This is a genomic window from Pseudomonas graminis (genome assembly GCF_001705435.1).
Taxonomy (GTDB): Bacteria; Pseudomonadota; Gammaproteobacteria; order Pseudomonadales; family Pseudomonadaceae; genus Aquipseudomonas; species Aquipseudomonas graminis_B.
Genome location: NZ_MDEN01000065.1, coordinates 95,783 through 112,788, shown reverse-complemented (window position 1 = coordinate 112,788; position 17,006 = coordinate 95,783). Strand labels below are relative to the sequence as shown.

Annotated in this window: 16 protein-coding genes; 9 read left to right on the top strand and 7 right to left on the bottom strand. The window is 62.5% G+C overall.

Annotated elements, in window-relative coordinates:
* Window positions 1–58 precede the first annotated feature (58 nt).
* From BBI10_RS17255 to BBI10_RS17220, 8 genes are all read left to right on the top strand, one after another.
* On the top strand, window positions 59–340 hold the full coding sequence (locus BBI10_RS17255; protein ID WP_065990442.1) for a peptidylprolyl isomerase: 282 nt from the start codon (window positions 59–61) through the stop codon (window positions 338–340).
* 211 nt (window positions 341–551) lie between these two features.
* Window positions 552–2,420 carry an extracellular solute-binding protein gene (locus BBI10_RS17250; protein WP_065990440.1) on the top strand — a complete coding sequence of 623 codons (1,869 nt, stop codon included), beginning with the start codon at window positions 552–554 and terminating at the stop codon, window positions 2,418–2,420.
* Window positions 2,420–3,484, top strand: a complete 1,065-nt coding sequence (locus BBI10_RS17245; RefSeq protein WP_065990438.1) for a microcin C ABC transporter permease YejB — start codon at window positions 2,420–2,422, stop codon at window positions 3,482–3,484. Before BBI10_RS17250 ends, BBI10_RS17245 begins: the two co-directional genes overlap by 1 nt.
* A complete protein-coding gene (locus BBI10_RS17240) occupies window positions 3,484–4,506 on the top strand; it encodes an ABC transporter permease (protein ID WP_065990436.1) in 1,023 nt (340 codons plus the stop codon). The genes BBI10_RS17245 and BBI10_RS17240 overlap by 1 nt, the downstream gene beginning before the upstream one ends.
* A 1-nt stretch (window position 4,507) precedes the next feature.
* The gene (locus BBI10_RS17235; protein ID WP_065990434.1) at window positions 4,508–6,091 is read left to right on the top strand and encodes an ABC transporter ATP-binding protein; all 1,584 of its coding nucleotides are present in this window, start codon (window positions 4,508–4,510) and stop codon (window positions 6,089–6,091) included.
* Between the two features lie 63 nt (window positions 6,092–6,154).
* Window positions 6,155–7,570, top strand: coding sequence for a sigma-54 interaction domain-containing protein (locus BBI10_RS17230; protein ID WP_065990864.1), 1,416 nt, complete (start codon window positions 6,155–6,157; stop codon window positions 7,568–7,570).
* Window positions 7,571–7,826: 256 nt separating this feature from the next.
* Window positions 7,827–9,218 (top strand): GntP family permease, encoded by a 1,392-nt coding sequence (locus BBI10_RS17225; protein WP_065990432.1) that lies wholly within the window; start codon window positions 7,827–7,829, stop codon window positions 9,216–9,218.
* A gap of 10 nt (window positions 9,219–9,228) precedes the next feature.
* Window positions 9,229–9,999 (top strand): 3-hydroxybutyrate dehydrogenase, encoded by a 771-nt coding sequence (locus tag BBI10_RS17220; protein WP_065990430.1) that lies wholly within the window; start codon window positions 9,229–9,231, stop codon window positions 9,997–9,999.
* Between the two features lie 154 nt (window positions 10,000–10,153).
* Here BBI10_RS17220 and BBI10_RS17215 read toward each other — a convergent pair whose 3' ends face one another.
* A complete protein-coding gene (locus BBI10_RS17215) occupies window positions 10,154–11,320 on the bottom strand; it encodes a PilT/PilU family type 4a pilus ATPase (RefSeq protein ID WP_065990428.1) in 1,167 nt (388 codons plus the stop codon).
* Between the two features lie 255 nt (window positions 11,321–11,575).
* Between BBI10_RS17215 and BBI10_RS17210 the strand changes: the two genes are divergently transcribed.
* A complete protein-coding gene (locus BBI10_RS17210) occupies window positions 11,576–11,851 on the top strand; it encodes a peptidylprolyl isomerase (RefSeq protein WP_037009819.1) in 276 nt (91 codons plus the stop codon).
* A 178-nt stretch (window positions 11,852–12,029) separates the two neighbouring features.
* Here BBI10_RS17210 and BBI10_RS17205 read toward each other — a convergent pair whose 3' ends face one another.
* From BBI10_RS17205 to BBI10_RS17180, 6 genes are all read right to left on the bottom strand, one after another.
* Window positions 12,030–12,971, bottom strand: a complete 942-nt coding sequence (locus BBI10_RS17205; protein ID WP_065990426.1) for a sugar kinase — start codon at window positions 12,969–12,971, stop codon at window positions 12,030–12,032.
* Between the two features lie 12 nt (window positions 12,972–12,983).
* Window positions 12,984–14,189, bottom strand: a complete 1,206-nt coding sequence (locus BBI10_RS17200; RefSeq protein ID WP_065990424.1) for an amino acid deaminase — start codon at window positions 14,187–14,189, stop codon at window positions 12,984–12,986.
* 40 nt (window positions 14,190–14,229) lie between these two features.
* A complete protein-coding gene (locus BBI10_RS17195) occupies window positions 14,230–14,991 on the bottom strand; it encodes an IclR family transcriptional regulator (protein ID WP_065990421.1) in 762 nt (253 codons plus the stop codon).
* Between the two features lie 144 nt (window positions 14,992–15,135).
* Complete coding sequence (locus BBI10_RS17190; RefSeq protein ID WP_065990419.1) at window positions 15,136–15,522, bottom strand: RidA family protein; 387 nt, start codon at window positions 15,520–15,522, stop codon at window positions 15,136–15,138.
* A 24-nt stretch (window positions 15,523–15,546) separates the two neighbouring features.
* Window positions 15,547–16,338: an amino acid ABC transporter ATP-binding protein gene (locus tag BBI10_RS17185; RefSeq protein ID WP_065990418.1), complete on the bottom strand. Its 792-nt coding sequence runs from the start codon at window positions 16,336–16,338 to the stop codon at window positions 15,547–15,549.
* On the bottom strand, window positions 16,335–16,997 hold the full coding sequence (locus BBI10_RS17180) for an amino acid ABC transporter permease (RefSeq protein WP_065990416.1): 663 nt from the start codon (window positions 16,995–16,997) through the stop codon (window positions 16,335–16,337). The genes BBI10_RS17185 and BBI10_RS17180 overlap by 4 nt, the downstream gene beginning before the upstream one ends.
* Window positions 16,998–17,006: the final 9 nt, after the last annotated feature.

Sequence of the window (17,006 nt, the reverse complement as noted above, 5' to 3'; positions counted from 1 at the left end):
GAAACGAGGCCCTTATTCCGGTACGCTTCGTTTCTTTTTTTCACAGGAGTCACCCAAAATGGCCAAAGCCACTGCCCGCCACATCCTCGTTTCCAGCGAAGACAAGTGCAACGAACTCAAAACGCAGATCGAAGGCGGCGCTGATTTTGCTGAAGTCGCAAAATCCAATTCCAGCTGCCCGTCCAGCCGTCAAGGCGGCGACCTCGGCTCCTTCGGCCCGGGTCAAATGGTCAAGGAATTCGACACCGTGGTGTTCAGCGCACCGCTGAACGTTGTTCAGGGCCCGGTGAAAACCCAGTTCGGTTATCACCTGCTGGAAGTGACCAGCCGCCAGGACTGACCCTCCGCGCTGCTGCACCAACGGCCCGCCCTTGAAAGCGGGCCGTTTGTTTATCCGATGCCCGCTCGGCAATGCATTGTCCGGTTACAAAGACGCCGGCTTTGCGGTACCTTGGCTGCGGGGCAATCAATAAAAAACCGGACCGGCCACCCCGCGCCGTCATGACCTTCAACCCAGATATTGCTCGCCGATGTCAGTCAGGATTCGTGCAATGCGTTTTGTTTTGTCATCGCTGATGGTCGCAACACTCGTCCTCGTTTCTGGTTTTCAGGTTTTATCCGCCGCCCCTCAACACGCATTGACCGTTTACGGCGAGGCGCCGCGTTACCCGGCGAACTTCGGGCATTTCGATTACGTGAACGCCGACGCCCCCAAAGGCGGAAGCATGCGCCGCTCGGCCCAGGAAATCGGTCAGTTCGATCACATCATGCCGTACCTCGACAAAGGCACCGGCGTGGCCCAGGTCAACGGCTTGCTGTACTCGCCCCTGGCGGTCAGGTCGCTGGACGAGCCCTACACCGTTTATGGCCTGATCGCAGAGAAAATGGAGCGCGCCCCCGACGGCCTGTCATTGCGTTTCTACCTGAGCCCCACGGCCAAATTTTCCGACGGCTCGGCCATCACCGCCGAAGACGTGCGCTTCACCTACAACCTGCTGATGACCCAGGGCAGCCTGTCGTACCGCACCGAGTTTCAAGACGTCAAAGGCGTGGAAGTCGAGTCGCCGACGCAGATCCGCTTTGATTTCAAAAGCAGTGAGAGCCGCACTTTGCCCCTGGATCTGGCCTCGCTGCCGGTGTTTCCCGAGCATTGGTGGAAAGACCGCGACTTCGCCAACGGCGGCGGCTTCGAGATTCCGGTGGGCAGCGGCCCGTATCGCATCGGCAAGGTCGACCCCGGGCGCAGCATCACCTTCGAACGCAACCCGGACTGGTGGGGCAAGGACCTGCCGGTCAATCGCGGCCTGTACAACTTCGATCACTTCAGCGTCGAGTATTTCGGCGACACCGACGTCGCCCGCCAAGTGCTGCGCGGTGGCGGTTATGACTACAACCGCGAATATTCCGCCACGGGTTACTCCATCGGCTACGACAGCCCGGCGTTGACCGAAGGCCGCTTGCAGCGGGCGCACCTGGCCAAGGGCGCGGTGCAGAGCTCTCAGGGTTTCATCTTCAATCTGGACCGTCCGAAATTTCAGGATCGCCGCGTGCGTCAGGCGCTGGCGATGCTGTGGGATTTCGAATGGACCAACAAACAGATGATGCGCAACGTGTACGTGCGCCAGAACAGCTACTTCTCCAACAGTGACCTGGCGGCAACGGCCCTGCCCACCGAGTCCGAGCTGAAGATCCTTGAACCGCTGCGCGGTCAGGTGCCGCCGGAAGTCTTCACCACGGTGTTCCACACCCCGAAAACCGATGGCAGCGGCTTCATTCGCGACAAACAGCTGCAAGCCCTGGCGCTACTCGAAGAAGCAGGCTGGATGCCCCAGGGTGACAAGCTGGTGAACGCCCAGGGCGAACCGCTGAGCTTTACCTTTCTCAACGGCCAGAGCGGCTTCGAGAAAATCCTGTTGCCGTACAAGCGCAATCTGGCGCAGATCGGCATCGACTTCGAAATCCGCCGCATCGACTCGGCGCAGTACCTGAACCGGGTCATGGCCCGGGATTACGACATGATCGTCACCGGCTACGGCGTCTCGACCTCCCCGGGCATGGAGCTGTACAACAACTTCGGCTCGAAGGTCGCCAACGATCCGGGGTCCAGCAACTACATGGTCTTGCGCGACCCGGCCGTTGACACCCTGATCGAGGGCCTGGCCAAAGCCGACAGCAAGCCGGCGATGATCGATTACGCCCATGCCCTGGACCGGGTGCTGCAATGGGGCTTCTACTGGATTCCCAACTATTACCCGCCCGGCTCGTCCACGGTGTGGTGGAACCGTTTCGGCATTCCCAAGGTACAGGCCAGCAACAGCGAAGCCATCGATACTTGGTGGGAAGTCAGCCCCCAGGCACTGACCAACGAACAGTTCGCCCAGCAACGGGGCGCTTCGGCCATTCCCTCGGAGGTCAAGTAATGCTCGGCTACCTGATGAGGCGCCTGCTGCTGATCATTCCGACGCTGCTGTGCATTCTGCTGGTCAACTTCTTCATCGTGCAGGCAGCGCCCGGCGGCCCCGTCGAGCAAGCCATCGCCAAGCTGCAAGGCGTCGCGGGCGGCACCATCGGCGCAGGCCACACCGAAACCATGAACGCCGGGCAGTCCCGGGCCAGTCGCGGGCTCGACCCCAAGCTGATCAAGGAAATCGAGCACCAGTACGGTTTTGACAAGCCTCTGCATGAGCGCCTGTGGCTGATGCTGAAGAACTACGCGCAACTGGATTTCGGCAACAGCTTCTTTCGCGGCGCCAAGGTCACGGACCTGATCCTGCAGAAGATGCCGGTGTCCATTTCGCTGGGGTTATGGGCCACGTTGATTACCTACCTGGTGTCGATCCCGCTGGGCATTCGGAAGGCGGTCAAGCACGGCAGTCACTTTGATATCTGGAGCAGCACGGCAATCATCATCGGCTACGCAATGCCGGCCTTTCTGTTCGCCATGCTGCTGGTGGTGGTTTTCGCCGGGGGCACGTCGCTGAGCTGGTTCCCGGTGCGCGGGCTGGTGTCCGAGAACTTTGATCAACTGAGCACCCTGGGGAAGATCGCCGACTACTTCTGGCACCTGGTGTTGCCGGTGACGTCACTGGTGATCGGCGGTTTCGCGACGCTGACCATTCTGACTAAAAACTCCTTCTTGAACGAAGTCACCCGCCAGTACGTGGTGACCGCCCGCGCTAAAGGCCTGAGTGAGCGCCGCGTCCTTTACGGCCACGTGTTCCGCAACGCCATGTTGCTGATCGTGGCGGGCATTCCCCAGGCGTTTATCAGTGTGTTCTTTGCCGGTTCGTTGATGATCGAAGTGATCTTCTCCCTCGATGGCCTCGGCCGCATGAGCTACGAAGCCGCGGTGTCGCGGGATTACCCGGTGGTGTTCGGCTCGCTGTTCATCTTCACGCTGTTCGGGTTGCTGATAAAGCTGGTCGGGGACATCTGCTACACCCTGGTCGACCCCCGGATCGACTTCAGCGCGAGGAATGCGTGATGCGCAGACTGTCTCCGGTGGCACGCCGTCGCTTCGAGCGCTTTCGCAATAACCGCCGGGGCTGGTGGTCGCTGTGGCTGTTTTGCGGGCTGTTCGTGCTCAGCCTGTGCGGCGAGCTGATTGCCAACGACAAACCCCTGGTGCTGAGTTATCAGCATGAGCTGTACTTCCCCGCCTTCAAGCGCCACACCGAGCAGGAATTCGGCGGCCAACTGCCCTTTCAGCCGGACTACCGCAGCGACTACGTGCGCCAGCTGATCAGCAAGGGCGATGGCTGGATGCTGTTTCCGCCGATTCCGTTCAGCGATGACACACCCAACTATGACCTGAACAAACCGGCGCCGAGCCCGCCCTCTTCGATCAACTGGCTGGGCACCGACGATCAGGCCCGGGACGTGCTGGCCCGGGTCATTTTCGGCGCGCGGGTATCGATTCTGTTTGCCCTGGCGTTGACCTTCATCAGCGCGCTGATCGGCATCGCAGCCGGCGCGTTACAGGGCTATTACGGCGGCTGGGTGGATTTGATCGGACAGCGCCTGCTGGAAGTCTGGTCTGGCCTCCCGGTGCTGTACCTGCTGATCATCCTGTCGGGCTTCGTCGAGCCAAACTTCTGGTGGCTGCTGGGGATCATGGCGCTGTTTTCATGGCTGGCGCTGGTAGACGTGGTGCGCGCCGAATTCCTGCGCGGGCGCAATCTGGAGTACGTCAAAGCGGCGCGGGCGCTGGGATTGAGTGATCGCAAGGTGATCCTGCGGCACATTCTGCCCAACGCGATGAACGCTACCCTGAGCTATCTGCCGTTCATCCTCACCGGGGCGATTTCCACGCTGACCGCGCTCGACTTCCTCGGCTTCGGCATGCCTGCCGGCAGCGCGTCACTGGGCGAGCTGATTGCCCAGGGCAAACAGAACCTGCAAGCGCCATGGCTCGGTTTCACGGCATTTTTCACACTGGCGCTGATACTGTCGCTGCTGGTGTTTATTGGCGAGGCCCTGCGGGATGCCTTCGACCCGAGGTCCTGAGATGTCCGAAAACCTGATCGAAATCCGCGACCTTTCGGTGTCGTTCAACGGGCACACCGTGGTCAAGCACCTGAGCCTGGACATCCCGGCCGGCGAGTGCCTGGCACTGGTCGGCGAGTCGGGCTCGGGCAAATCGGTGACCGCCCATTCGATCCTGCAACTGCTGCCCCAGGCCGGCACGCTGAGCACCGGCAGCATTCGCTATCGCGGCAAAGAGTTGCTCGGCGCCGATGGCAACGTCATGCGCGAGCTGCGCGGCAATCAGATCGCGATGATCTTTCAGGAGCCAATGACCTCGCTGAACCCTCTGCACACGGTGTCCCGGCAGATCGGCGAGACCTTGTTGCTACACAAGGGCATGGCAGGCAAGGCGGCCCAGGCAAGGATCATCGAGCTGCTGGAGCTGGTCGGCATTCAGCACCCGAAAAAGCGCCTGAAGGCCTATCCCCACGAGTTGTCCGGCGGCCAGCGCCAGCGGGTGATGATCGCCATGGCGCTGGCCTGCGAGCCGGAACTGCTGATTGCCGATGAGCCCACCACGGCGCTGGATGTGACGGTGCAGCGCAAGATCCTGCTGCTGCTCAAACAGCTCCAGCAACGGCTGAACATGTCGCTGTTGCTGATCAGCCACGACCTGAATCTGGTCCACAGCATCGCCCAGCGGGTGTGCGTGATGCGCGCCGGGGAAATCGTCGAGCAGTCCAACTGCCAGTCGCTGTTCAAAAACCCGCAACACGCCTACAGCCGCTTGCTGCTGGACGCCGAACCGGCGGGCGAGCCGTTACCCCGGGACACCCGCGAGAAGGTGCTGGAAGTCGATAACCTGCGCGTCTGGTTCTCCCTCGGCGGCGGGATTTTCAACCGGCACCACGAATACCTGAAAGCGGTCGATGACATCAGCCTCAGCATCGAGCGCGGCAAAACCTTAGGGATCGTTGGCGAATCCGGCTCGGGCAAGTCGACACTCGGTCAGGCCATCCTGCGCTTGCTCGAGTCCCGTGGCAGTATCCGCTTCAAGGGTCACGCGCTGGACAGCCTGAATCAAAAGCAGATGCGCCCATGGCGCAAGCAGATGCAGGTGGTTTTCCAGGACCCTTACGGCAGCCTCAGCCCGCGCATGTCGGTGGCACAGATCATCAGCGAAGGGCTGGAAGTCCACAGCGACCTGGACCAGGCCAGCTGTGAGGCCGAAGTGATCCGCGCGCTGGAAGAAGTCGGCATCGACCCGTCCAGCCGGCACCGCTACCCTCATGAATTTTCCGGCGGGCAGCGGCAGCGGATCGCCATTGCCCGCGCGCTGGTGCTCAAACCTGCCCTGATACTGCTCGACGAACCGACGTCTGCGCTGGACCGCACCGTGCAGAAGCAGGTCGTCGCGTTGTTGCGGCAATTGCAGGAGCGGCATGGCCTGACCTATCTGTTTATCAGCCACGACCTGGCCGTGGTCAAGGCGCTGGCCCATGACCTGATCGTGGTCAAGGACGGCAAAGTGGTCGAGCGCGGCGCGAGCCACGACGTGTTCGATGCGCCGCAGCACCCTTACACCCGGGAATTGCTGGCGGCGGCCCACCCCGGTTTCAATTGAAGCTCGCCCCAAACAGTAGTCTGTGCGGCCAGATGCCGAGGAACAGGATGGATGGAACCGCACATGAACGACAACGAAAGCCTGAAGGATTACCGGCGCGTTCGGCGGCTGGCGATCCGCTCGCTGTTTGAGATCATCGAGCAGTCCAGCGAGGGCACGGTCATCGTCGACCGCGACGCCCGCATCGTCTGGATCAACGAGCGCTACGCCCGCCGCTTTGGCCTGGAGGACCCGAGCCGCGCGGTGGGCCAGCCCTGTGAGCAGGTGATTCCCGGCAGCCTGCTGCGTCAGGTGGCGAGCAACGGCCAACCGATTCTGCTGGACATGATGGACACGGCGAAGGACCCGCTGGTGGTCATGCGCCTGCCGATCCATGACGACGGCGGCGCGGTGATCGGCGCCATCGGCTTCGCACTGTTCGATGAGCTACAGGCCCTGTCGCCGCTGCTCAAGCGCTATTCGAACATGCAGCAGGAGCTGGCCTCGACCCGCTCGCTGCTGCGCGCCCGGCAAGCTAAGTACACCTTCACCCACTTCATCGGCACCAGCGCCGCCAGCCTGGAAGTCAAACGCCGCGCCCGTCGCAGTGCCAGTACCGATTCCCCGGTGTTGCTGCTCGGTGAGACCGGCACCGGCAAGGAGCTTCTGGCCCACGCCGTGCACAACAGCTCGCCACGGGCGCACAAACCTTTCATCAGCATCAACAGCGCGGCGATTCCCGAGGCGTTGCTGGAGGCGGAATTCTTCGGCACGGCCCCGGGCGCGTTTACCGGCGCCGATCGCAAGGGGCGCCACGGCAAATTGCACCTGGCCGAGGGCGGCACGCTGTTTCTCGACGAAATCGGCGACATGCCCCTGCCATTGCAAAGCAAGTTACTGCGGGTGCTGCAGGAAAAAGAATACGAGCCGGTGGGCTCCAACGCGATGATCAAAAGCGATGTGCGCGTGATCGCCGCGACCTCCACCGACCTTGAAGCGGCGATCAAGCGCGGCGAGTTTCGCGCCGACCTGTATTACCGGCTGAGCGTACTGCCCATAAAAGTGCCACCGTTGCGCGAACGTCTGGATGACATCCCAGCGCTGGCCGAGGCGATCCTTGAGGACCTTCATAGCCATCACGAACTGGCCCCCGCGGCCTTGGTGGCCCTCGCGCAGCACGCCTGGCCCGGCAATATCCGCGAGCTGCGCAACGTGCTCGAACGTGCCGCGCTGCTCAGCGACGATCTGCAGCTCAGCCCCGGCGACATCCGCGCCGCCATCGGCACGCTGGTGCCGGTCGCCAGCCCGCCGGTGGCAGCGTGGTCCGCATCCAATGACCAGACCTACAGCGAGGCGCGCCAGCATTTCGACCGGGAGCTGATTCAGGCAAAGCTGGCCCAGTGCGCGGGGAACGTGGTGCGCGCGGCACGGCAGCTAGGGTTGGGCCGTTCGACGCTGTACAAGAAGATGGCCGCGCTGGGCATCGCCGAGTCTCAATAAAGAGACTGTCTGTCTACCTTCCGGGATAACGGGCACAGGTTCCCGCACCAGAGCGGCTGCCACTCGACACGATCGCTTTGGCGGTCCCCGTTCCGGCCTTAACCGTCCCATTATCGGGACGCACAGGCCCCCCGCCACCACCCATTTCAGCTAAACCTCCTAATAATCAGCCACTTAGCGCGATGGCATGAATGTAGCTATACCTCCTGTTGCGCGGCCTCGCCGCACCCAAAACAAAAACGACAGGAGACACTCGATGAGTGTGATCATCGCTTTAGCGGCGCTTACGCTGCTGATGCTGGCTGCCTACCGGGGTTACAGCGTCATCCTCTTTGCCCCCATCGCGGCCCTCGGCGCTGTATTGCTTACCGACCCGTCAGCCGTGGCCCCCGCCTTCACCGGCGTGTTCATGGACAAGATGGTCGGCTTCGTCAAACTCTACTTTCCGGTGTTTCTGCTCGGTGCCGTGTTCGGCAAGCTCATCCAGCTGTCGGGCTTTTCGCGCTCCATCGTGGCCGCCGCCATTCGCTTGCTCGGCACCCGCCAGGCGATGCTGGTGATCGTGCTGGTCTGCGCGCTGCTGACTTACGGCGGCGTGTCGCTGTTCGTCGTGGTGTTTGCGGTCTACCCGTTCGCCGCCGAGATGTTCCGCCAGAGCAACATTCCCAAACGGCTGATTCCGGCGACCATCGCCCTGGGTGCGTTTTCGTTCACCATGGACGCCCTGCCCGGCACGCCGCAAATCCAGAACATCATCCCCTCGACCTTCTTCAACACCACGGCGTGGGCGGCGCCGTGGCTGGGGCTGATCGGCACGGCGTTCGTGTTCAGCGTCGGCATGCTGTTTCTGCAGCGCCAGCGCAACAAGGCCCAGCGTGCCGGCGAAGGCTACGGCACCGAGCTGCGCAACGAGCCGGACACCCCGGACGACATCGCCCTGCCCAACCCGTGGATCGCGTTGGCGCCGCTGTTGCTGGTCGGGATCATGAACCTGCTGTTTACCCAGTGGATTCCCCAGTGGTACGGCAAGACTCACACCCTGGCACTACCGGGCATGGCGACGCCTGTGCAGACCGACATCGCCAAGATCACCGCGATCTGGGCCGTGGAAGCGGCGTTGCTGGTGGGCATTGTGTTTGTGCTGCTGTTCGCCTTCAGGACGGTGAAATCCAAGCTGGCCGAGGGGAGCAAGGGTGCAGTCAGTGGCGCACTGCTGGCGGCGATGAACACGGCGTCGGAATACGGTTTCGGCGCTGTGATTGCGTCGTTGCCCGGATTCCTCGTGCTGGCCGACGGACTGAAGAGCATTCCCAACCCGCTGGTCAACGAAGCGATTACCGTGACGCTGCTGGCGGGGATCACCGGGTCGGCGTCCGGGGGCATGAGCATTGCCCTGGCGGCGATGTCCGATAGCTTTATCGCGGCGGCCCATGCGGCGAACATTCCGCTGGAGGTGTTGCACCGCGTCGCGGCCATGGCCAGCGGCGGCATGGACACCCTGCCGCACAACGGCGCGGTCATCACCCTGCTGGCGGTCACCGGCCTGACCCACCGCGAGGCCTACAAGGACATCTTCGGCATCACGATTATCAAGACGCTGGCAGTGTTCGTGGTGATCGGCGTTTTCTATGCAACCGGCATCGTATGAGGAATTGCACATGAGTCTGCAAGGCAAAACCGCATTGGTCACCGGCTCTACCAGCGGCATCGGCTTGGGCATCGCGCTGACGCTGGCCAAGGCGGGCGCACATCTGGTGCTCAACGGCTTCGGCGATGCGTCGGCGGTGATCGAGCAGGTCAAGCAGTACGGCGGTAAGGTCGGCCACCACCCGGCGGACGTCAGCGATGTCGCGCAGATCGCCGACATGATCGCCTACGCCGAGCGCGAATTCGGCGGCGTCGACATTCTGGTCAACAACGCGGGCATTCAGCACGTCGACGCGGTGGAGGATTTCCCCGTCGAGAGCTGGGACAAGATTATCGCCATCAACCTGTCGTCGGTGTTTCACAGCACGCGGTTGTGCCTGCCGGGCATGCGTGCCAAGGGTTGGGGTCGGATCGTGAACATTGCCTCGGTGCATGGCCTTGTCGGTTCGACGGGCAAGGCGGCGTATGTGGCGGCCAAGCACGGCGTCATTGGCTTGACCAAGGTGGTCGGGCTGGAAACCGCTGCAAGCAATGTCACCTGCAACGCCATCTGCCCGGGCTGGGTGCTAACGCCGCTGGTGCAGAAGCAGATCGACGATCGCGCCGCGCAGACCGGCGATGTGGAAAAGGCCAAGCATGACTTGCTGGCGGAAAAGCAGCCATCGCTGGAATTCGTGACGCCTTCGCAGTTGGGTGAGCTGACGTTGTTTCTGTGCAGCGAAGCCGGCGCGCAGGTGCGTGGCGCGGCGTGGAATATCGATGGAGGGTGGCTGGCGCGATAAGGGCGGCAAGCCCTGTAGGACCGGCTTTAGCCGGGAAGACGTCGGTCGCTACACCTCAAATGTGTGGTGTTCATACCGGCCTCTTCCCGGCTGAAGCCGGTCCTACAAGGGAAGGCGTCAGTGATGACACCGCACGATCATCACTGAGGAAACCTCAATTCCCCGGCTCGTCCCGCTCGTCCACCAGCCCCCAATCCTTCACATTCACCTGCGCGGCAGGCTGGGGCGCACGGGGGGCGCTGGCGATGGTCGATGGCCCGTCCTCGCTGTGCAGTTTCAACCGCAGGCGCACGTTGTTGGCCGAGTCCGCGTTCTTCAGGGCTTCGTCTTCAGTGATTGCGCCCTCCACCGCCAGGTCATACAGCGCGTTGTCGAAGGTCTGCATGCCGAGGTTGGTGGACTTCTCCATGATGCCCTTAAGCTCGGTCAACTCGTTGCGGTGGATCAGGTCGCGAATCGTCGGCGTGCCCAGCATCACCTCCACTGCCGCACGGCGCTTGCCGTCAGTGGTCTTGACCAACCGCTGGGAGACGAACGCCTTGAGGTTGTTGCCCAGGTCATGGAGCAACTGCGGCCGGCGCTCTTCGGGGAAGAAGTTGATGATGCGGTCCAGCGCCTGGTTGGCGTTGTTGGCGTGCAGCGTCGAAATCGCCAGGTGGCCGGTGTCGGCAAAGGCCAGCGCGTGCTCCATGGTTTCGCGGTCGCGGATCTCGCCGATGAGGATCACGTCCGGCGCCTGACGGAGGGTGTTCTTCAGCGCCGCATGGAAGCTGCGCGTGTCGACGCCCACTTCCCGCTGATTGATGATCGAGCGCTTGTGTTTGTGGATGAACTCCACCGGGTCTTCGATGGTGATGATGTGGCCGCTGGCGTGACGGTTGCGGTGGTCGATCAGCGCGGCCAGCGACGTCGATTTACCCGAACCGGTGGCGCCGACGAACAGCACCAAGCCGTGCTTTTCCATGATCACATCGAGCAGGACCGGCGGCAGGTGCAGGTCTTCGAATTTGGGGATGTCGAGCTTGATGTTGCGCGCCACGATTGACACTTCGTTGCGCTGCTTGAAGATGTTGATCCGGAATCGCCCGACACCGGACAGGGAAAACGCCAGGTTCATTTCCAGGTCGCGTTCGAAATCCACGCGCTGTTCGGCGTCCATGATGCCGTTGGCAATCACCGCGACGTCACCGGGCTTGAACGCTTCGGTGCCCAGCGGCTTGAGCACGCCATTGAACTTGGCGCAGGGGGGCGCGCCGGTGGACAGGTAAAGGTCCGATCCATCCTGGGTGGCAAGCACCTTCAACAACGCCGGAAAATCCATAAGGCAACACCGCACATGAGGTTTGAGGAGACTGCAGGCCTACAGGTTGTGGACCTTCGACCGGTTTTAACGTTCGGGCTGTTTGCTGGCCGGGGCAAGGCCCTTGAACAGCCGGGTCAGGGCCGTCTGAAAAGCCGGGTCAGGCCTGTCTCAGCGCCGAGCCACACGTTCGTCCGGTCAAGGTGTGGGAAATTACCCGAAATCGCGCAGCAAAGGCATAATGCGCGGCTTTTTTATCGAGACGTCCGGTACCCCATGAAAGCCCAAGCCCGCCACATTCTGGTCAAGACCGCTGAAGAAGCCGAGCAACTGAAGCAGCGCATTGCCAAGGGCGAAGCGTTTGACGTACTGGCGAAGAAGTATTCGACCTGCCCGAGCGGCAAGCGCGGCGGGGATCTGGGTGAAGTGCGACCGGGCCAGATGGTCGGCGCGATTGACCAGGTGATTTTCAAAAAACCGTTGCGGACCGTGCATGGTCCGGTCAAAAGCAAATTCGGGTATCACCTGGTGCAGGTGTTTTATCGGGATTGAGGGTTGGGGCCGGAATGTGTAGTGGTCGTTCTGGCCCCTTGCCTTAGTAGGACTGGCTTCAGCCGGGAACAGGCCGGATTGAGCACCCTCGTTTTTGCGGTGTGTCGCCTGGCCCCTTCCCGGCTGAAGCCGGTACTACAGGGTGTGCGCGGCCCTACGCAGGGTTCTCGGCCCTGCCTCAAATCGGCATCACACTGCGCGGGATCAACGCCCCCGGGTGCTGAATCACCAGGCTCGCCAACTGATGCCCGGCGTTGGCCGCATCTTTCGGACCGCCGCCGCGCAGACGCCGAGCCAGATAGGCCGCGCTGAAGGAATCCCCCGCCGCCGTGGTATCGATGACTTTCTGCACGGCGTGCGCAGGCACTTCGCAACGCCGGTCGTCGACGCTCACGAGACAGCTCTGCGCCCCGCGCTTGACAACCACTTCGCTGACACCCAGGTCGCGGTAGGTCTGCAAAATTTCCTCGCCGTCGGCGTAATCGAACAGCGCCTGCTCGTCCTCCTCGGTCAGCAGGGCCAGATCCACTTCGTGCATGACCGCGCGATAGGCCTGGCGCGCCTGCTCGACACTGCGCCACAGGCGCGGGCGGTAGTTGTTGTCGAACACCACCCGCGCGCCACGGTCCCGGGCATCGGCGAGGGTCGACAGCAGCCGCGCCCGACCCGTCTCCCCCAGCACCGCCAGGGTGATGCCGCTGAAATACAGCACGTCGTAATCCGGCAGCGCGGCCAGCACCGGCTCCGCCGCCGGCGTGGTGAAGCATTCGCGCACCGCCGCCTCGTTGCGCCAGTACAGGAAACGCCGCTCGCCGTTGGCGTCGGTTTGAATGCAATACAGCCCCGGCAGCCGCCCCGGCAGACGCTGGACCCGACTCAGGCCAATGCCCTCCTCCGTCCAGACCTGGCACATGGCGTCGCTGAAACTGTCATCGCCCAGCGCCGTGACGTAATCCACCTGCGCCGCCGAACCCAGCAGCCGCGACAGGTACACCGCCGTATTCAGCGTGTCGCCGCCGAAGCTCTGCTTGAGCGTGCCGTTAGCGTGCTGTTGCAACTCGATCATGCATTCGCCGATCAGGGCGACGCGCGGGTAGCTGTGACTGACCATTTCACTCATTGCAGACTCCTGTCAGAAGCAGGTATCGAAGGATTCGATGACGCGCAGGTCATCGCCGACCAGGCACCCCGTGCGCCATTTGTCGAAGGTGAGGCACGGGTGCGAGGTGCCGAACGAAACGATATCGCCGACCTTTAACTCGCAGCCCGGCGCGACGGTCATGAACGCATGCTGATCCATCACCGCCGTGACGGTGCAGGCGCTGACGTCCTCGCCAGTCGCCGGCACCGCCCCTGGCGCATAGCGCTTGATCGGGTTGGGCATGCCGGCGTCGAACGCCACGTCGCGCTTGCCCATGGCAATCACCGCAAAACCCGGCTCAGGCATCGACTGCACATGGGCCCAGACTTCCATCGCCGGCCGTAAGCCTTCGCTGAGGTCGTGGCGTCGGTCGAGCACGCAGCACTGCGCGTCTTTGTAGATGCCGTGGTCGTGGACCACGTAACTGCCGGGGCGCAGCACGCTGAGGAAACGCTCGCGCACCTGCTGCTCGTCGAATTCCTCGGCGATCAGGTCGTACCAGGCCGAACCCGAGGCAGTGACGATCGGGCGATTCAGGGCAAACGCGCCCTTGTCCTGCAGGGTCACGGCCAGCCGCACCAGCGATGTGGCAAACGCGCGAATGCCGCTCACCGCCTGGTCGCCATGGATCACGCCTTCGTAGCCCTCGATGCCGGTCAGCTTCAGCGCCGGTTGCGCCGCAATGGCGTCGGCCAGGGCCATGACCTCGGCTTCGCTGCGGCAGCCGCAACGCCCACCAACCACGCCGTACTCGATCATCACATTGAGGGTCAGGCCCTTGGCGGCGAAGAACTCGCCCAGCGCCTTGACGTTGTCCGGGTGGTCGACCATGCAATGAAAGTCGAACATCCCGTCCGTGAGCATCTCGGCGATGAGCGCCATGTTCGGCGCGCCGACCAACTGGTTAGCCATCAGCACCCGACGCACGCCGTGGGCATAGGCCGCGCGGGTCTGCACCGCCGTGGCGAGGGTCATGCCCCAGGCGCCGTGCTGCAACTGCCGCAGAAACAGCGCCGGCACCATGCTGGTCTTGCCGTGGGGCGCCAGTTCAGCGCCACTGTCGCTGACGAACTTCTGCATCCAGCGCAGGTTGTGCTCCAGCGCCGTGTCGTGGATGACCAGCGCGGGCAGGCTGACGTCCCGCACCAGGTGGTCGCCGGGTTGCGTGGCGCCTTTTTCAATCGCGGCAATGCTCATCTCTGTTCTCCTGAATTTTTTGTTCGTGTGTGCGGCGACGCTATTCGATGACGCGCCGGGCCAGGCCGTTGGCGCTGTCGATCAACACGCGCCGGTAATGATCGTAGTGGGCCGTGGCGTCGGCCCGCGGGGCGACGATGCACAGGGTCGCGATGCAGATGCCCTGTTTGTCCCGCACGGGTGCGGCGAAGCAATGGGTGAAGGTGTCGGCGATGCTGTCGAAGGAAAAGAAGCCGTCGTCGTGGGCCTTGCGGATCTCGGCGAGAAACGTCTCGACCGGCAGGCGCGTGCCGTCCGGGAGGATGAAGTCCTCGTCGTCGATCAGGTCGATGATCGCCTGATCCGTGAGGTGCCCGAGCAACAGACGGCCCGAAGCGGTCCACGGGATGGGCGCGTCCTCGCCGATGTCCGACGAAATACGGAAATGCCGCGCGCCCTCTTTCATCAAGGCGACGGTGTATTTGCGGCCGTTGAGCAGGCACATCTGCGCGGTTTCCCGGGTCTGCTCGACGATTTCACCCAGGCTGACCTCGGCCTCGCGGGTGAAGTCGAAATGACGCAGATGCGCCTGCCCGAGGAAATACAACTGCCGCCCCAGGTAGACGTGGCCGTCCTTGCCGACGGTCTCGAGGATCCTTCGTTCCAGCAGCGAACTGACCAATTCGTACACCGTCGATTTCGGGCTGCCGATGCCGCTGGCGATCTCGTTGGGCCGCATCGGCGTGCCGGTTTCCTTGAGGAAATCGAGAATATCGAACGCTCGGTCTAAACCACGGGCCCGGCGTTTGATGTCTTCGGTCATAAGAGCAACTCCAAGCTAAACGGCGCGGATGCAAAAGCGCCTTCAGCCTTTAAAAATGGGGTAGGCAATTGAGCTGCAAGCTTCAAGAGGCAAGTGTTGCATCAGCGCGATCCCGACTTGCAGCTTGCAGCTTGCCCCTGCTCCCTACTTCTTCTTGTAGGCAATGCAATCGATCTCGACCTTGCAGTCGACCATCATGCTGGCCTGCACGCAGGCGCGGGCCGGGGCGTGTTCCGGGGAGAAGTACTCGCCGAAAACCTTGTTGAAGCTCCAGAAATCACGCGGGTCTTCCAGCCACACGCCGACGCGCACCACGTCCTCCAGGCCGTAGCCGGCCTCGGTCAGAATCGCCACCAGGTTCTGCAGGGTCTTGTGGGTCTGCTCGACGATCCCGCCGTTGATGATCTCACCGTTTTCGGCCGGCACCTGACCCGACACATGCAGCCAGCCATCGGCTTCGACGGCGCGGGCGAATGGACGTGGCTGGCCGCCACCTGCGGTACTGCCGGCGCCGTAACGAGTAATGCTCATGAAAATCTCCTTTGAGTGAGCGTCTTAAAAACGAATGTTCTTGAGGAATTCAGCCAGACGCGCTGACTTGGGTTGTTCGAATAATGCCTTGGGTGGGCCCTGCTCTTCGATGCGGCCCTGATTCATGAACACGATCTGATCGGACACCTCGTAGGCGAAGCGCATCTCGTGGGTCACCAGCAGCATGGTCATGCCCTCTTCCGCCAGGCCCTTGATCACGCTGAGCACCTCACCGACCAACTCCGGGTCCAGGGCTGAGGTGACTTCATCGAACAGCATCAGGCTCGGGTTCATCGCAATGGCCCGGGCAATCGCCACGCGCTGCTGCTGACCGCCGGAGAGCTGGCCGGGAAAGTGATTGCGCCGCTCCAGCAGGCCAACGCGGTCCAGCCACTTTTCGGCCAGGGCGATGGCTTGGTCCTTGGGCAGCTTCTTCACTTTGAGCAAGCCGAGGGTGACGTTCTGCAGCGCGGTCAGGTGCGGAAACAGGTTGAACTGCTGAAACGCCATCCCGGTCATCGCGCGGTGCCGGGCGATGAGCTTTTCCGGGTGGCGCACGCGCTTGCCACTGACGTCGCTGTAGCCGATGTCCTGACCTTCGAGACGAATGTGCCCGCCCTGAAACTCTTCCAGCAGATTGACGCAACGCAGCAGCGTGGTTTTGCCCGAGCCGCTGGAGCCGATCAGCGTGACCACGTTGCCCTTGTTCATTTTCAGGTCAACGCCCTTGAGCACTTCAACCGGGCCATAGGATTTGTGCAGCCCTTCGATGCTCAACAGAGCCGGGGCGGCAGGTGCAGTTTGAGTCTGTGTCATGGCAAGGCCACCCGTTTTTCGATTTGCCGCCCAAGAAGCTCGATGGCGTAGTTGATGACGAAGAAGAGAAAGCCGGCGAACAGGTAAAACTCAAGGGTCATGAAATTGCGCGCGATGACCTGCTGGGTGCTGAGCAACAGCTCGGCCACGCCGATCACCGAGAGCAGGGTCGAGGCCTTGACGATCTCCGTCGAGGAATTAACCCAGGTCGGCAAGATCTGCCGCAATGCCTGGGGCAGCAACACATAGCTGAGGGACTGGGGGAACGTCAGGCCGATGGCCTTGCCGGCTTCCAGCTGCCCGCGCGGGATGGCCTGCAAGGCACCGCGCACGATCTCGGCGACGTGGGAGCCGCAAAACAGCGTCAACCCCAGCGCACCGGCCTGAAACGCGCCGATCTGCCAGCCCAACGCTGGCGCCATGTAAAAGCAGGCCAGCACCAGCACAAACACGGGCGTGCCGCGAATCAGATCCACGTAGGCGCGAAACGGGAGGCGCGCCCACCATTTGCCGTAGGTCAGGATCAGCCCGGCAAATACGCCGATCACCGTCCCGAACACGATCGCCAGGCCCGCGCACTGGACACTGGTGAGAAACCCGGCCCACAGCGCTTCCCGCGCGACCCACAATTCATGCAACCAACTGGGTTGTTCGTACATGGTCCGGGC

Bases quoted from the DNA above. Each gene is read 5' to 3' on its own strand.
- BBI10_RS17215 (WP_065990428.1), bottom strand. From the start codon at position 11,320: ATGGATTTTCCGGCGTTGTTGAAGGTGCTTGCCACCCAGGATGGATCG.
- BBI10_RS17255 (WP_065990442.1), top strand. From the start codon at position 59: ATGGCCAAAGCCACTGCCCGCCACATCCTCGTTTCCAGCGAAGACAAG.
- BBI10_RS17230 (WP_065990864.1), top strand. From the start codon at position 6,155: ATGAACGACAACGAAAGCCTGAAGGATTACCGGCGCGTTCGGCGGCTG.
- BBI10_RS17250 (WP_065990440.1), top strand. From the start codon at position 552: ATGCGTTTTGTTTTGTCATCGCTGATGGTCGCAACACTCGTCCTCGTT.
- BBI10_RS17190 (WP_065990419.1), bottom strand. From the start codon at position 15,522: ATGAGCATTACTCGTTACGGCGCCGGCAGTACCGCAGGTGGCGGCCAG.
- BBI10_RS17235 (WP_065990434.1), top strand. From the start codon at position 4,508: ATGTCCGAAAACCTGATCGAAATCCGCGACCTTTCGGTGTCGTTCAAC.
- BBI10_RS17240 (WP_065990436.1), top strand. From the start codon at position 3,484: ATGCGCAGACTGTCTCCGGTGGCACGCCGTCGCTTCGAGCGCTTTCGC.
- BBI10_RS17185 (WP_065990418.1), bottom strand. From the start codon at position 16,338: ATGACACAGACTCAAACTGCACCTGCCGCCCCGGCTCTGTTGAGCATC.
- BBI10_RS17200 (WP_065990424.1), bottom strand. From the start codon at position 14,189: ATGAGCATTGCCGCGATTGAAAAAGGCGCCACGCAACCCGGCGACCAC.
- BBI10_RS17210 (WP_037009819.1), top strand. From the start codon at position 11,576: ATGAAAGCCCAAGCCCGCCACATTCTGGTCAAGACCGCTGAAGAAGCC.
- BBI10_RS17195 (WP_065990421.1), bottom strand. From the start codon at position 14,991: ATGACCGAAGACATCAAACGCCGGGCCCGTGGTTTAGACCGAGCGTTC.
- BBI10_RS17205 (WP_065990426.1), bottom strand. From the start codon at position 12,971: ATGAGTGAAATGGTCAGTCACAGCTACCCGCGCGTCGCCCTGATCGGC.
- BBI10_RS17180 (WP_065990416.1), bottom strand. From the start codon at position 16,997: ATGTACGAACAACCCAGTTGGTTGCATGAATTGTGGGTCGCGCGGGAA.
- BBI10_RS17225 (WP_065990432.1), top strand. From the start codon at position 7,827: ATGAGTGTGATCATCGCTTTAGCGGCGCTTACGCTGCTGATGCTGGCT.
- BBI10_RS17245 (WP_065990438.1), top strand. From the start codon at position 2,420: ATGCTCGGCTACCTGATGAGGCGCCTGCTGCTGATCATTCCGACGCTG.
- BBI10_RS17220 (WP_065990430.1), top strand. From the start codon at position 9,229: ATGAGTCTGCAAGGCAAAACCGCATTGGTCACCGGCTCTACCAGCGGC.